Origin of the sequence: Thauera terpenica 58Eu, from assembly GCF_000443165.1 — a bacterium.
In the GTDB taxonomy this organism is placed as follows: domain Bacteria; phylum Pseudomonadota; class Gammaproteobacteria; order Burkholderiales; family Rhodocyclaceae; genus Thauera; species Thauera terpenica.
The window spans coordinates 1-15,578 of record NZ_ATJV01000077.1 but is presented as its reverse complement, the minus strand read 5'-3'; the positions used below and the strand labels follow the sequence as shown (position 1 = coordinate 15,578).

At 61.5% G+C, this 15,578-nt stretch carries 13 protein-coding genes and 1 tRNA gene; all 14 read right to left on the bottom strand.

The window, feature by feature from the left end:
- A partial coding sequence (locus tag M622_RS40620; protein ID WP_021250334.1) for a GTP-binding protein occupies positions 1 to 84 on the bottom strand: 84 nt, incomplete at its 3' end.
- Between the two features lie 31 nt (positions 85 to 115).
- A complete protein-coding gene (fusA, locus tag M622_RS34830) occupies positions 116 to 2,215 on the bottom strand; it encodes an elongation factor G (protein ID WP_021250333.1) in 2,100 nt (699 codons plus the stop codon).
- Positions 2,216 to 2,328: 113 nt separating this feature from the next.
- Complete coding sequence (gene rpsG, locus M622_RS34825) at positions 2,329 to 2,799, bottom strand: 30S ribosomal protein S7 (protein ID WP_021250332.1); 471 nt, start codon at positions 2,797 to 2,799, stop codon at positions 2,329 to 2,331.
- 33 nt (positions 2,800 to 2,832) lie between these two features.
- Positions 2,833 to 3,210 (bottom strand): 30S ribosomal protein S12, encoded by a 378-nt coding sequence (gene rpsL / locus M622_RS34820; protein ID WP_004258162.1) that lies wholly within the window; start codon positions 3,208 to 3,210, stop codon positions 2,833 to 2,835.
- 133 nt (positions 3,211 to 3,343) lie between these two features.
- The gene (gene rpoC / locus M622_RS34815) at positions 3,344 to 7,558 is read right to left on the bottom strand and encodes a DNA-directed RNA polymerase subunit beta' (RefSeq protein WP_021250331.1); all 4,215 of its coding nucleotides are present in this window, start codon (positions 7,556 to 7,558) and stop codon (positions 3,344 to 3,346) included.
- Positions 7,559 to 7,645: 87 nt separating this feature from the next.
- Positions 7,646 to 11,779 (bottom strand): DNA-directed RNA polymerase subunit beta, encoded by a 4,134-nt coding sequence (gene rpoB, locus M622_RS34810; protein WP_021250330.1) that lies wholly within the window; start codon positions 11,777 to 11,779, stop codon positions 7,646 to 7,648.
- Positions 11,780 to 11,975: 196 nt separating this feature from the next.
- On the bottom strand, positions 11,976 to 12,344 hold the full coding sequence (gene rplL / locus M622_RS34805; protein ID WP_021250329.1) for a 50S ribosomal protein L7/L12: 369 nt from the start codon (positions 12,342 to 12,344) through the stop codon (positions 11,976 to 11,978).
- A gap of 66 nt (positions 12,345 to 12,410) precedes the next feature.
- A complete protein-coding gene (rplJ, locus tag M622_RS34800) occupies positions 12,411 to 12,929 on the bottom strand; it encodes a 50S ribosomal protein L10 (protein ID WP_021250328.1) in 519 nt (172 codons plus the stop codon).
- Between the two features lie 261 nt (positions 12,930 to 13,190).
- Positions 13,191 to 13,889, bottom strand: coding sequence for a 50S ribosomal protein L1 (gene rplA / locus M622_RS34795; RefSeq protein ID WP_031347323.1), 699 nt, complete (start codon positions 13,887 to 13,889; stop codon positions 13,191 to 13,193).
- Positions 13,890 to 13,891: 2 nt separating this feature from the next.
- Positions 13,892 to 14,323: a 50S ribosomal protein L11 gene (rplK, locus tag M622_RS34790; protein WP_021250326.1), complete on the bottom strand. Its 432-nt coding sequence runs from the start codon at positions 14,321 to 14,323 to the stop codon at positions 13,892 to 13,894.
- Positions 14,324 to 14,457: 134 nt separating this feature from the next.
- The gene (gene nusG / locus M622_RS34785) at positions 14,458 to 14,991 is read right to left on the bottom strand and encodes a transcription termination/antitermination protein NusG (protein ID WP_021250325.1); all 534 of its coding nucleotides are present in this window, start codon (positions 14,989 to 14,991) and stop codon (positions 14,458 to 14,460) included.
- A gap of 1 nt (position 14,992) precedes the next feature.
- On the bottom strand, positions 14,993 to 15,340 hold the full coding sequence (gene secE, locus M622_RS34780; protein WP_021250324.1) for a preprotein translocase subunit SecE: 348 nt from the start codon (positions 15,338 to 15,340) through the stop codon (positions 14,993 to 14,995).
- Between the two features lie 24 nt (positions 15,341 to 15,364).
- Positions 15,365 to 15,440, bottom strand: a tRNA-Trp gene (locus M622_RS34775).
- A 58-nt stretch (positions 15,441 to 15,498) separates the two neighbouring features.
- A partial coding sequence (locus tag M622_RS39835; protein WP_004557332.1) for an EF-Tu C-terminal domain-related protein occupies positions 15,499 to 15,578 on the bottom strand: 80 nt, incomplete at its 5' end.

Genomic DNA, 15,578 nt, shown 5'->3' with positions numbered 1-15,578 from the left:
CAGCGTGGTCTTGCCGTGGTCAACGTGGCCGATGGTGCCGACGTTTACGTGCGGCTTCGTCCGCTCAAACTTGCTCTTTGCCATATTCGTGAGTCCTCTGATTGTGTTTACTGAATTACTTGCGGCTGCTGATGACGGCTTCGGCAACACTCTTCGGAGCTTCAGCGTAATGCTTGAACTCCATCGAATAGGTCGCGCGCCCTTGCGACAGCGAGCGCAGCTGGGTCGCGTAGCCGAACATTTCAGCCAGCGGCACTTCAGCCTTGACTTCCTTCGTCCCGCCGGGAAGGTCGTCCATGCCCTGGACAATGCCACGCCGACCCGAGAGGTCGCCCATGACGTTACCCATGTAGTCTTCAGGAGTCTCCACGACGACCGCCATCATCGGCTCGAGCAGAACCGGACTGGCGCGGCGCATCGCCTCCTTGAAGGCCATCGAGCCCGCCATCTTGAACGCGTTCTCGTTCGAGTCGACGTCGTGGTAGGAGCCGAAGTGCAGCGTAACCTTGACGTCGACCACCGGGAAGCCGGCGAGGATGCCGTTATTGAGCGTGTCCTGGATACCCTTATCCACCGCGGGGATGTACTCACGCGGAACGACGCCGCCCTTGACCGCATCGACGAACTCGTAGCCCTTGCCCTGCTCGGCCGGCTCGAGGTTGATCACGACGTGACCATACTGACCCCGACCGCCGGACTGCTTGACGAACTTGCCTTCGACGTCGATGGCTGACTTGCGGATGGTCTCGCGGTAAGCCACCTGCGGCGCCCCCACGTTGGCCTCGACGTTGAATTCGCGCTTCATGCGATCGACGATGATCTCGAGGTGCAGTTCACCCATGCCGGAGATGATGGTCTGACCGGACTCTTCGTCCGTGCGCACACGGAAGGAAGGATCCTCGGCAGCAAGCCGGCTCAGCGCCAGACCCATTCTCTCCTGGTCGGTCTTGGTCTTCGGCTCGACGGCAACGTGAATCACCGGCTCCGGGAAAATCATGCGCTCAAGGATCACCGGAGCCGACATGTCGCACAGGGTTTCACCCGTGGTCACGTCTTTCAGGCCGACCACTGCAGCGATGTCACCCGCGAGCACTTCCTTCAGTTCGGTACGATCATTGGCATGCATCTGCAGGATGCGGCCGATGCGCTCCTTCTTGCCCTTCACCGAGTTCAGCACCGTCGAACCCGACTCCAGCACGCCCGAATAGACACGAATGAAGGTCAGCTGTCCGACGAAGGGGTCGGTCATCAACTTGAAGGCGAGCGCGGAGAACTTCTCGTCGTCCTTCGCGTAGCGCAGCACTTCCTTTTCGTCGTCATCGATGCCGGTGACCGGCGGAATATCGATGGGCGACGGCAGGTACTGAATGACGGCATCGAGCATGCGCTGCACGCCCTTGTTCTTGAATGCGGTACCGCACAGCATCGGCTGGATCTCGCACGCAAGCGTGCGGGCGCGCAGGCCGGCGACGATGTCGTCCTCGCTCAGCTCACCTTCCTCGAGGTACTTGTTCATCAGCTCTTCGTTGGCTTCAGCCGCGGCCTCCACCATGCCGGCGCGCCACTCTTCCGCCACCGCCTGCAGCTCTTGCGGCACATCCTGATACTCGAACTTCATGCCCTGGGATGCGTCGTCCCAGAAGATGGCGCGCATCTTCAGGAGATCAACCACGCCCTTGAAGCCTTCTTCCGCGCCGATCGGAATCACGACCGGCACCGGGTTCGCCTTCAGGCGGGTCTTGAGCTGGTCGACGACCTTGAAGAAGTTCGCACCCGAGCGGTCCATCTTGTTCACAAAGGCCAGACGCGGCACCTTGTACTTGTTGGCTTGGCGCCACACGGTCTCGGACTGGGGCTGAACGCCACCCACTGCGCAATAGACCATGCAGGCACCGTCGAGCACGCGCATCGAGCGCTCGACTTCAATGGTGAAGTCCACGTGCCCCGGGGTGTCAATGATGTTGAAGCGATGCTCAGGAAGAGACTGATCCATACCCTTCCAGAAGCAGGTCACTGCCGCCGAGGTGATGGTGATGCCACGCTCCTGCTCCTGCGCCATCCAGTCGGTGGTCGCCGCGCCGTCATGCACCTCACCGAGCTTATGACTGACGCCGGTGTAAAAGAGGATACGCTCGGTCGTAGTCGTCTTGCCGGCGTCAATGTGAGCGGAGATACCGATATTGCGGTAACGCTCGATGGGTGTCTTGCGAGCCACGTTTTACCTGCCTTCTGTTATGCGATGCGCGCCAGTGACGCGGTCAACGAATTTCTTGCGTTAGAAAACAATCGAGCCCTATACAGGGCCCGAGATACCGCTACCGAAAAAGATCAGAAGCGGAAGTGCGAGAACGCCTTGTTGGCCTCGGCCATGCGGTGAACTTCTTCGCGCTTCTTCATCGCCGAGCCACGACCCTCTGCGGCCTCGAGCAATTCAGCAGCAAGGCGCTGAGCCATCGACTTTTCTGCGCGCTTGCGCGCGGCTTCCCGCAGCCAGCGCATCGACAGCGCCATGCGGCGCGACGGACGCACCTCGACCGGCACCTGGTAGTTGGCACCACCAACGCGACGGCTCTTGACCTCGACCACCGGCTTGATGTTTGCCACTGCAGCCGCAAAGATCTCCAGCGGATCCTTGTTGGCCTTGGTGGTGATGTGCGCGAACGCACCGTAGACGATCTGCTCTGCAACGGACTTCTTGCCCGACTGCATGATCACGTTGATGAACTTCGAAACATCCTGATTACCGAACTTGGGGTCCGGCAGGATTTCCCGCTTGGGTACTTCACGACGACGCGGCATGGCAACCTCTCGCTAAATTTCTTGAACCAACAATCAGGCTTTCTTGGGACGCTTCGCGCCGTACTTGGAGCGCGATTGCTTACGATCCTTGACGCCTTGCAGGTCGAGGGAGCCGCGAACGATGTGGTAACGCACACCCGGCAAGTCCTTGACACGGCCGCCACGGATGAGGACCACCGAGTGTTCCTGGAGATTATGGCCTTCACCACCAATGTACGAGATCACCTCGAAACCATTGGTCAGACGGACCTTTGCGACCTTGCGCAGCGCCGAGTTCGGCTTCTTCGGGGTCGTGGTATAGACACGGGTGCAAACGCCGCGCTTTTGCGGACATGCTTCCAGAGCAGGAACCTTGCTCTTCGAAGCTTCCATCTGGCGCGGCTTGCGCACAAGCTGATTGATTGTTGGCATAGCTTAAGAATTTCCCAAAAAACCGAGGCAGCCCACCACGGGCCGCCTCGGGCGGATTATTCCGGCTGCGACTGACTACGATTGGTCAGTCCACAAAAAGAGGCCGGAGTTTATTCCGATACGACAGAAAAAGTCAACGTGCTTCTACATCCTGCGGTGCTTCGATCATGGCATCGGCGGGCGCCCAGGCATGTTCGGCCCCGAGATCGATCCCCGCTTCCTGCGCCTTGCGACTACGGTGATAGGCAAGTCCCGTGCCGGCCGGAATCAAGCGTCCAACAATGACGTTCTCCTTCAGACCACGCAACTCGTCACGCTTGCCCATGATCGCCGCTTCGGTCAGCACCCGCGTCGTCTCCTGGAAGGACGCTGCGGAGATGAAGGAGTCGGTCGACAGCGAGGCCTTGGTGATGCCCAGCAACACGTTTTCGTATTGCGCCGGCAACTTGCCCTCTGCTTCCATACGGTCGTTCTCGTCCAGCACTTCCGAGCGCTCGACCTGCTCCTCACGGATGAAGCGGGTATCACCCGCATCGGTGATCACCACCCGACGCAGCATCTGGCGCACGATCACCTCGATGTGCTTGTCGTTGATCTTCACGCCTTGCAGACGATACACGTCCTGCACCTCGTCGATGATGTAACGCGCCAGATCGTTGATACCTTGCAGACGCAAGATGTCGTGCGGGTCGGCCGGACCATCGACGATGTGCTCGCCCTTGTTCACAACCTGACCGTCATGCACCATGAGGTGCTTTTCCTTCAGGATCAGGAACTCGTGTGCAGTGCCATCGGGCTCGGTGATCACCAGACGCTGCTTGCCCTTGGTTTCCTTGCCGAAGGACACCGTGCCGGTGTGCTCGGCGAGCATGCCCGCGTCCTTCGGCGCGCGCGCTTCGAACAACTCCGCCACACGCGGCAGGCCGCCGGTAATGTCGCGCGTCTTTGCCGACTCCACCGGGATGCGGGCGAGCACCTCACCCATGCCGACCTGTTGACCGTCCTTCACCGTGATCAGCGAGCCGACCTGCAAGGTGATGGCGACCGCGTGGTCGGTACCGGCGATGCGCACTTCCTCGCCGTTCTCGTCCAGCAGCTTCACCAGCGGACGCACGCCCTTCGCGGTGCCGGTGCTCGAACGACGCTTCGAATCAATCACCACCAGGGTGGACAGACCGGTGACCTCGTCAATCTGCTTGGCAACGGTCGCGCCTTCCTCGACGTTCTCGAACCTCACCGTACCGGTATATTCGGTCACGATCGGACGCGTGTGCGGATCCCAGGTTGCAAGCCGGACCCCGGCTTTCACCGTGGCACCGTCATCAACGAGCAGCATCGCGCCATACGGCAGCTTGTGACGCTCACGCTCGCGTCCCATGTCATCGGCAACCACGACTTCCGACGAGCGCGCGATGACAACTTTCTCACCCTTTACGTTGGACACGTAGCGCATGTTGCCGGCAAAGCGGATGGTGCCGCCCGACTTCGCCTCGACGCCGCTTGCCGCGGCGGCGCGCGATGCCGCACCGCCGACGTGGAAGGTCCGCATGGTGAGCTGAGTGCCGGGCTCGCCGATCGACTGTGCGGCAATGACGCCCACCGCCTCACCGGCATTGACCATCGAGCCACGACCGAGGTCGCGGCCATAGCACTTGGCACACAAGCCATAGCGGGTCTCGCAGGTCAGCGGCGTGCGCACCTTGACCTCATCGACGCCGAGCGCCTCGATCATTTCAACCGCGTCCTCGTCGAGCAAGCTGCCCGCCTCGAACACGGTTTCCTGCGAATCGGGATTGACCACGTCCTCGGCCGTCACTCGACCCAGGATGCGCTCACGCAGCGGCTCGACGACTTCGCCACCCTCGATCAGCGCCTTCATCGAGAAGCCCTCACGGGTACCGCAGTCGTCCGCGATCACCACGAGGTCCTGAGTGACGTCAACCAGCCGTCGTGTCAGGTAGCCCGAGTTTGCGGTCTTCAAGGCCGTATCCGCCAAGCCCTTACGTGCGCCGTGGGTGGAGATGAAGTACTGCAGAACGTTCAGACCTTCACGGAAGTTGGTCGTGATCGGGGTCTCGATGATGGAGCCATCGGGCTTGGCCATCAGGCCGCGCATACCGGCGAGCTGGCGGATCTGCGCTGCGGAACCGCGCGCGCCGGAGTCGGCCATCATGTAGATGGAGTTGAAGGATTCCTGACGCACGGTGTTGCCGGCGCGGTCGACCACTTCCTCCGAACCGAGCTGCTCCATCATCGCTTTCGCGACCTGATCACCGCAGCGCCCCCAGATATCGACGACCTTGTTGTAGCGCTCACCATCGGTCACCAGGCCGGAGGTGTATTGCTGCGCGATCTCCTTCACCTCGGCTTCGGCGGCACGGATCAGGTCGTGCTTGGCCGTGGGCACCAGCATGTCCTTGACTGCGATCGACAGGCCGGCACGGGTTGCCAGGCGATAGCCGAACTGCATCAGCTTGTCGGCGAAGATCACCGTCGCACGCAAGCCGCAGCGCCGGAAGGCGGCGTTGATCAGCTTCGAGATTTCCTTCTTCTTCAGCGGCTTGTCGATGACGCTGAAGGGCAGTCCTGCAGGCAGGATTTCCGACAGGATGGCGCGTCCGGCGGTTGTCTCGTAACGCGTGACCTTTTCGATGCGCTCGCCATTGGGGCCAAGATCGGCTTCCTTCAAGCGCACCGTGATGCGCGCGTGCAGCGCGATCTGGCCCGACTCGTAGGCGCGCTTGACCTCCGACACGTCGGTAAACAGCATGCCTTCGCCAGGCACGTTCACCCCTTCACGCGTGGCGTAGTAGAGGCCGAGCACGATGTCTTGCGAGGGCACGATGATCGGCTCGCCATTGGCGGGCGAGAGCACGTTGTTGGAGGCCAGCATCAGGGTGCGGGCTTCCATCTGTGCCTCGAGCGACAGCGGCACGTGCACGGCCATCTGGTCGCCGTCGAAGTCGGCGTTGAACGCGACGCAGACCAGCGGGTGGAGCTGAATCGCCTTGCCCTCGATCAGCACCGGCTCGAAAGCCTGGATGCCGAGGCGGTGCAGCGTGGGAGCACGGTTCAGCAGCACCGGGTGCTCGCGGATCACCTCTTCGAGGATGTCCCACACCACGGGCTCCTGCGACTCCACCATCTTCTTCGCCTGCTTGATGGTCGTGGCCAGCCCCATGAGCTCGAGCTTGTTGAAGATGAAGGGCTTGAACAACTCCAGCGCCATGAGCTTGGGCAGACCGCACTGGTGCAGCTTGAGCTGCGGACCGACGGTGATCACCGAGCGCCCGGAATAGTCCACGCGCTTGCCGAGCAGGTTCTGACGGAAGCGTCCGCCCTTGCCCTTGATCATGTCGGCGAGCGACTTGAGCGGGCGCTTGTTCGCACCCGTCATGGCCTTGCCGCGGCGACCGTTGTCGAGCAGCGAGTCGACCGACTCCTGCAGCATGCGCTTTTCGTTGCGTACGATGATGTCGGGCGCTTTGAGCTCGAGCAGGCGCTTCAGACGGTTGTTGCGGTTGATGACCCGACGATAGAGGTCATTCAGGTCGGAGGTGGCGAAGCGGCCGCCATCGAGCGGCACCAGCGGACGCAGGTCCGGCGGCAGCACCGGCAGCACTTCGAGCACCATCCACTCGGGCTTGATTCCCGATTGCTGGAAAGCCTCGAGCACTTTCAAGCGCTTCGAGAACTTCTTGATCTTGGCTTCCGAATTGGTGGTTTCGAGATCGCCACGCAGCTTTTCGACTTCCTGGGCGACGTCGAGGGTACGCAGCAGTTCACGGATACCCTCAGCGCCCATCACCGCATCGAAATCGTCCCCGTACTCTTCGACCTTGGCGAGATAGTCATCCTCGGTCAGCAACTGCGCGCGGTTGAGCGGGGTCATGCCCGGCTCGACGACGACGAAGGCCTCGAAATACAGCACGCGCTCGATGTCGCGCAGGGTCATGTCGAGCACCATGCCGAGACGGCTGGGAAGGCTCTTCAGGAACCAGATGTGGGCAACAGGCGAAGCGAGTTCGATGTGGCCCATGCGCTCACGGCGCACCTTGGACAGGGTCACCTCGACGCCGCATTTCTCGCAGATCACGCCACGGTGCTTGAGGCGCTTGTACTTGCCGCACAGGCACTCGTAGTCCTTGACCGGACCAAAGATCTTGGCGCAGAACAGGCCATCACGCTCCGGCTTGAAGGTGCGGTAGTTGATGGTTTCCGGCTTCTTGACTTCGCCATAGGACCAGGAACGGATCTTGTCGGGCGAGGCGAGCCCGATGGTGATCGCATTGAACTCTTCCTCATTCGGCAGGGTTTGCTTGAACAGGTCAGCGAGCAGGCTTTTCATGTATCACTCCATCCGGGCCGGCGCGTTGTGTGCGCCAGCCCCGGGGTTCAATCGCAGGCGGGTTTCAGGGAAGGAATCGCGCACGGTTCAGCCGCGGTCGAGATCGATGTCGATCGCGAGCGAGCGAATTTCCTTCACCAACACGTTGAAGGACTCTGGCATGCCGGAATCGATCTTGTGCTCGCCCTTCACGATGTTTTCATACACCTTGGTCCGGCCGACCACGTCATCGGACTTCACCGTCAACATCTCCTGCAGGGTGTAGGCGGCACCGTAGGCTTCCAGTGCCCACACTTCCATCTCACCAAAGCGCTGGCCACCGAACTGCGCCTTGCCGCCCAGCGGCTGCTGGGTGACGAGCGAGTAGGGGCCGGTCGAGCGTGCGTGCATCTTGTCATCGACCAGGTGATGCAGCTTCAGCACATGCTTGTAGCCCACCGTGACCTTGCGCTCGAAGGCTTCGCCGGTACGACCATCGAACAAGGTGACCTGGCCACCGATCGGCAGACCGGCGAGCTCGAGCATCTGTTCGATCTCCGTCTCGTCCGCGCCATCGAATACCGGCGTCGCAAAGGGCACGCCCCTCTTCAGGTTGCCGGCGAGGTCCATGACTTCGACCTCGCTCAGACCGGCGATGTCTTCGGCCTTGCCACTGCTGTTGTAGATCTGGTCCATGAAGCCACGCAGCTCGTCGGCCGAAGCCTTCGCCTGCATCATCTTGTCGATCTTCTGGCCCAGGCCCTTGGCCGCCCACCCGAGGTGGGTCTCCAGGATCTGACCGATGTTCATCCGTGAGGGAACACCCAGCGGGTTGAGCACGATGTCGAGCGGCGTGCCGTCTTCCATGTAGGGCATGTCTTCGACCGGGACGATCTTGGACACCACACCCTTGTTACCGTGACGACCGGCCATCTTGTCACCCGGCTGCAGGCGGCGCTTCACCGCCAGGTAGACCTTGACCATCTTCTGCACGCCCGGCGGCAGCTCGTCGCCCTGGGTGAGCTTCTTCTTCTTGATCTCGAAAGCCTGATCGAAGTCCTTGCGCGTGTTCTCCAGACCTTCGCGTACGGCTTCGAGCTGGGTGGCCAGGGTCTCGTCCGCCAGACGGATGTCGAACCAATGGTAGAACTCCAGTGAGTCGAGATATTCCTCGCTCAGCGCAGTGCCCTTGGCGAGCTTCTTCGGCCCGCCATTGGCCTTGTGGCCCAGGACCATGCGCTTGATACGGGCGAAGGCGTCACGCTCGACGATGCGCATCTGGTCGGCCAGATCGGTCTTGAAACTGCGCAACTGATCGTCGATGATCGACTGCGCGCGCTTGTCGCGCTCGATGCCTTCGCGGGTGAACACCTGCACGTCGATGACGGTGCCGACCATGCCCGAGGGCACGCGCAGCGAGGTGTCCTTGACGTCGGAGGCCTTCTCGCCAAAGATCGCGCGCAGCAGCTTCTCTTCCGGGGTGAGCTGGGTTTCGCCCTTGGGCGTGACCTTGCCAACGAGCACGTCGCCCGCCTCGACCTCGGCGCCGATGTACACAATGCCGGACTCGTCCAGGCGTGACAGCTGTGCCTCACCCAGCGACGCGATGTCACGAGTGATTTCCTCTGGCCCGAGCTTGGTGTCGCGCGCCACGACGGTCAGCTCCTCGACGTGGATCGAGGTGAAGCGGTCATCGGCCACGACACGCTCGGAGATCAGGATCGAGTCCTCGAAGTTGTAACCGTTCCAGGGCATGAAGCCGACCAGCATGTTCTGACCCAGCGCGAGCTCGCCGAGGTCGGTCGATGCGCCATCGGCCACGACGTCGCCCTTGGCGATCAGATCACCCACCTTCACCACCGGGCGCTGGTTGATGTTGGTGTTCTGGTTCGAGCGCGTGTACTTGATCATGTTGTAGATGTCGACGCCGACTTCACCCGCAAGGGTCTCGTCGTCATTGACCCGCACCACGATCCGGTTGGCATCGACATAGTCGACCATGCCACCGCGGGTTGCCTGCACCGCCGTACCCGAGTCGACCGCAACGCGGCGCTCGATGCCGGTGCCAACAAGCGGCTTTTCCGGACGCAGGCAGGGAACGGCCTGGCGCTGCATGTTGGCGCCCATGAGCGCACGGTTCGCATCGTCATGCTCGAGGAAGGGAATCAGCGAAGCCGCAACCGAGACGATCTGGCCGGGCGCAACGTCCATGTACTGCACCATGTCGGCGGTCGCCAGGGTGAACTCACCCTTGTGGCGGCAGGACACGAGGTCGCCGGTCAACATGCTTTCGCCATTGATCTCCGCATTCGCCTGCGCGATCACGTACTGGCCTTCCTCGATCGCCGACAGGTAGTCGATCTGGTCGCTCACCTTGCAATCGACCACCTTGCGATACGGCGTCTCCAGGAAGCCATGGCGGTTGGTGCGGGCATACACCGCGAGCGAGTTGATCAGACCGATGTTCGGGCCTTCCGGCGTCTCGATCGGGCACACGCGACCGTAGTGCGTCGGGTGCACGTCGCGCACCTCGAAGCCGGCGCGCTCGCGCGTCAGACCACCCGGGCCGAGCGCGGAAACACGTCGCTTGTGGGTGATCTCGGAGAGCGGGTTGGTCTGGTCCATGAACTGCGACAGCTGGCTGGAGCCGAAGAACTCCTTGATCGCGGCCGAGATCGGCTTGGCGTTGATCAGATCGTGCGGCATCAGGTTGTCGGATTCAGCCTGCGACAGGCGCTCCTTGACCGCACGCTCGACCCGCACCAGGCCGGCGCGGAACTGGTTCTCGGCGAGCTCGCCCACTGAGCGCACCCGGCGGTTGCCGAGGTGATCGATATCGTCGATCTCACCGCGACCATTGCGCAGCTCGACGAGCACGCCGATTACGGCAAGGATGTCTTCATTGACCAGCACACCCGGGCCGTCCTCGCCATGGGCGCCGACGCCCTCATGGAAGCGCTTGAGCCAGGCTGGAGCCTTGTCATCGATCTTTTCAGGATAGGCACGGCGATTGAACTTCATCCGTCCCACGGACGACAGGTCGTAGCGCTCCTCGGCGTAGAACAGGCCCTTGAACAGCCCTTCGACCGCATCCTCGGTGGGCGGCTCGCCCGGACGCATCATGCGGTAGATGGCGACCTTGGCAGCCCACTGGTCGGCCGTTTCGTCGATGCGCAGGGTCTGCGAGATGTAGCCACCACGATCGAGGTCGTTGATGTAGAGGGTGCGCATATCGGTCACGCCGGCAAGGCGCAGCTTGTCGAGCAGTTCCTCGGTGATCTCGTCGTTGGCGCGGGCAAGCACCTCGCCCGTTTCCGGGTCGGCGATGTCATTTGCGATCACACGTCCAAGAACGAAGTCGTCCGGCACGCCGATCGTCTTCACGCCCGCCTGATCGATCTCGCGGATGTGCTTGGAGGTGATGCGCTTGTCACGCGCGACGATGATCTTGCCGTCGGGGGTGACGATGTCGAAGCGCGCGACTTCACCGCGCAGGCGGTCGGGCACGAGCTCGAACTGGGCGCCTTCGTTCTCGAGCTTGAAATTATCGAAGTCGTGGAAGGTGGCGAGAATGTCTTCCGGTGTCAGACCGATCGCGCGCAGCAGGATCGTGACCGGCATCTTGCGTCGACGGTCGACACGGAAATAGAGGAAATCCTTCGGGTCGAACTCGAAGTCAAGCCAGGAGCCACGATAAGGGATGATGCGCGCCGAGAACAGGAGCTTGCCCGAGGAGTGGGTCTTGCCTCGATCGTGTTCGAAAAACACCCCTGGCGAACGGTGCAGCTGCGACACGATGACGCGCTCGGTGCCGTTGATGACGAAGGAGCCGGTGGTGGTCATGAGCGGAATCTCGCCCATGTACACTTCCTGCTCCTTGACTTCCTTGATCGTGTCCTTGGGCGCCTCGCGGTCCATGATGACCAGGCGCACACGTGCGCGCAGCGGTGACGCGAAGGTCAGACCACGCTGCTGGCATTCCTTTACATCGAAGGCGGGCTCGCCCAGCATGAACTGCACGAACTCGAGACGAGCATTGCCGCTGTGGCTCGAGATCGGGAAGATGGAATTGAAGGCAGCCTGCAGACCCTGATTGTTTCTTACCCCCGGCGGGGTGTCAGCCTGCAGGAATTCGGCAAAGGACTCGATCTGGGTGGCGAGAAGGAAAGGCGCATCAAGCACGGCTTCGCGCTTGGCGAAGCTCTTGCGGATACGTTTCTTTTCAGTGTAGGAATACGCCATGGATGCTCCGGCTAGAGGGCTAACATCGGAAAGACAGAACACAGCGTCCGCTGGACTTCAGGTCGGCGACCGACCCGCAAACGCTCTGCTCTGGCTTCGGTTTCCGCTCACCTACCCCACGGGCATGCAAGCTTGAATACAAAGCACGAAAGGGCTGGCACTCCGAAAAGTGCCAGCCCCGCTGGAAAGCCGAATATTACTTGATTTCGACCTTGGCGCCAGCATCTTCCAGTTGCTTCTTCAGCGCTTCGGCGTCAGCCTTCGACACGCCTTCCTTCACCGTCTTCGGCGCGCCGTCAACCACATCCTTTGCTTCCTTCAGGCCCAGGCCGGTGACGGCGCGTACGACCTTGATGACCTCGACCTTCTTGTCGCCGACCGCGGTCAGCACGACGTCGAATTCGGTCTGCTCCTCGACCACGGCAGCGGCAGCGCCCGGACCGGCCACAGCCATCGCGGCGGCGGACACGCCGAACTTCTCTTCGAACGCCTTGACCATATCGTTCAGTTCCATCACGGTCATCGCGCCAACCGCTTCGAGGATGTCTTCTTTGGTGATTGCCATTTCAACTAACTCCAGAATCAAAAATATTCAGAATGCTTGAGCGCACCGACTGCGGCCACAGGCCACTCAGGCAGCAACTTCTTCTTCGGCAGCCGCCGGCTCTTCGCGCTTCCTGGCGAGAGCGGCCATGGCGCACGCGAAACCGGACACCGGTGCCTGCATGACACCCAGCAGGGTGGCCAGCAGCTCATCACGGCTCGGAATCGAAGCAAGCGCCTGAACGCCGGCCTTGTCGAGCGTCTGCCCGGCGTAGGAGCCCGCCTTGAGCGCCAGCTTGTCGTTGCTCTTGGCGAAGTCGTTCAGCACCTTTGCAGCGGCGACCGGATCGGTCGAAATGCCGTAGATCAAGGGACCGGTCAGTTGATCGGTGAGCCCTTCGAACGGGGTACCGGCGATCGCACGACGAACCAGGGTGTTCTTCAGCACACGCAGGTAAACACCAGCGTCACGCGCCTTCGCGCGCAGCACGGTGAGATCACCCACCTCGACGCCGCGATACTCGGCCACCGCGATGGACTGAGCGTTGGCCACTTGCGCCGACACTTCAGCCACTACGGCTTTCTTGTCATCAAGATTGAGACCCACAGGTCCTTCCTCCTTATCAAGTCAACACGCGAATCAGAACTGCACGATTCGCACCCACGGCGACCTGGATCAGGAGCGCGGCTGCTTCGCAGCCAAAATCCTGTTCTGGGCACACCATCTGCGCAGGCCGTCCGGAGACGATTAAACGGTCGGTGAGAACACCTTCCGCACCTGCGGTCTTTGACGATCCGCATTCGGACAACAACCCGAATACGTCCCAAAGTTCTGCTACGGCCACCCGGGACAGGGGTGGCGAATTCGTCAAACGGGATTGACGCTGGTCGTTTCAACGCGAACGCCGGCACCCATGGTGCTGGAGACCGCGATACGACGCAGGTAGATACCCTTTGCAGCTGCCGGCTTGGCCTTCACCAAGGCATCAACGAAGGCCGACAGATTGCGCTGCAGGGCTTCGATGTCGAACGAGGCACGGCCGATCGTGGCATGTACCAGACCCGCCTTGTCGGTACGGTACTGAACCTGACCCGCCTTGGCATTCTTGACTGCAGTCGCGACATCCATGGTCACGGTGCCAACCTTCGGGTTCGGCATCAAGCCACGGGGGCCGAGAATCTGGCCCAGTTGGCCGACAACGCGCATGGCGTCCGGCGTGGCGATGCAGACGTCGAAATTCAGATTGCCGGCCTTGACCTGCTCGGCCAGGTCATCGAAACCAACCACCTCTGCGCCTGCGGCACGCGCTGCTTCGGCCTTGTCGCCCTGGGCGAACACGGCCACACGCACGCTCTTGCCCGTACCGGCGGGGAGCACGACCGAGCCACGCACGACCTGGTCGGACTTGCGCGCATCGACGCCGAGGTTCACGGCGATATCGATCGATTCGTCGAACTTCGCGGTCGCGCACTCCTTGACCAGCGCCAGGGCGTCAGCCACCGGGTAAGCCTGATTGCGGTCGACCTTGGCGCGCAGCGCCTGAACTCGCTTGGAAAGTTTCGCCATGATCACAGGCCCTCCACGGTGATGCCCATGCTACGGGCGGAACCGGCGATGGTACGCACGGCGGCTTCCATGTTTGCAGCGCTGAGGTCAGGCATCTTGGCGGTGGCGATTTCCTCGACCTGGGCGCGGGTGATCGAACCGACCTTGTCAGTGTGCGGCTTGGCCGAACCCTTCTGCACACCAGAGGCCTTCTTGATCAGCACGGTCGCCGGCGGCGTCTTCATGATGAAGGTGAAGGACTTGTCGGCGAAGGCGGTGATCACCACCGGAATCGGCAGACCCGGCTCAAGACCCTGGGTCTTGGCGTTGAAGCTCTTGCAGAACTCCATGATGTTCAGACCGCGCTGACCCAGCGCCGGACCGATCGGGGGGCTGGGGTTGGCCTTGCCGGCCGGCACCTGCAGCTTGATGTAACCAATGATTTTCTTTGCCATTGCGGCTTGCTCCTGTGATGAGTGCTAGCGCGCCGAGGTTCTTCGGCGCTCCTCGCCTTGCTTGACCGTTGACAGGACTGCCGGAGGCATTTGTCAACGGGCTACGGCAGGCCTGCTGGCCTGCCGTACCATACTCAGGCTTTTTCGACCTGAGTAAAATCCAGCTCGACTGGTGTTGCGCGACCGAAGATGGTCACCGAAACACGCAGCTTGCTCTTGTCGTAATTCGCATCTTCCACCGAACCATGAAAGTCGGTGAACGGACCTTCCTTGACCCGCACCACTTCGCCGACCTCGAACAGCACCTTGGGACGCGGCTTGTCCACGCCGTCCTGCATCTGCTGCATGATCTTCTCGACTTCCTTGTCGGAGATCGGCGCGGGCTTGTTCGCAGTGCCGCCCACGAAGCCGGTCACTTTCGGCGTCGACTTCACCAGGTGCCAGCTTTCGTCGTTCATCTCCATCTCGACGAGAACATAGCCTGGGAAGAACTTGCGCTCAGTGATGCTCTTCTGACCGCCCTTCATCTCGACGACTTCTTCGACCGGGACCAGAATCTGGCCGAACGCGTCCTGCATGCCAGCACGCGTCACACGGTCAACAAGCGCCCTCTGCACCGACTTTTCGAAGCCGGAATAGGCATGAACTACGTACCATCGCTTCGTCATATCACTTCCAACCCAGAACGAGATCGTACAGAACCCACTCCAGACTCTTGTCAGTCAGCCACAGGAAGATCGCCATCACGACCACGAACGCGAACACGAGACCGGTCGTCTGCACCGTTTCCTTGCGGCTCGGCCAGACGACTTTCTTCGTTTCGGTGATCGCCTCGCGCGCGAATCCGACGAATCGGCGACCCGGCTCGGAGAACCACGCAACGGCAACGCCAGCAGCCACGCCCGCAAGGACGGACAACACGCGTAGGACCAGTGCCTGCTCGGAGAGCAGATAGAAGCCGACAACACCGGCAACCAGCAAAGCCAGCGCCAGCGCGAACTTCAACTTATCGGCCATTATGGAAAGCTACCCGGAAAAATATGGCAGGGGCAGAGGGAATCGAACCCCCAACCTTCGGTTTTGGAGACCGACGCTCTGCCAGTTGAGCTATACCCCTGCAGCAGAGACTACAAGGCGCACCTACTTCGATGCGCCCTTGCATCGATCAGCGAGAATTACTCGATGATCTTGGCGACAACACCTGCACCCACGGTACGGCCACCTTCGCGAATCGCGAAGCGCAGACCTTCTTCCA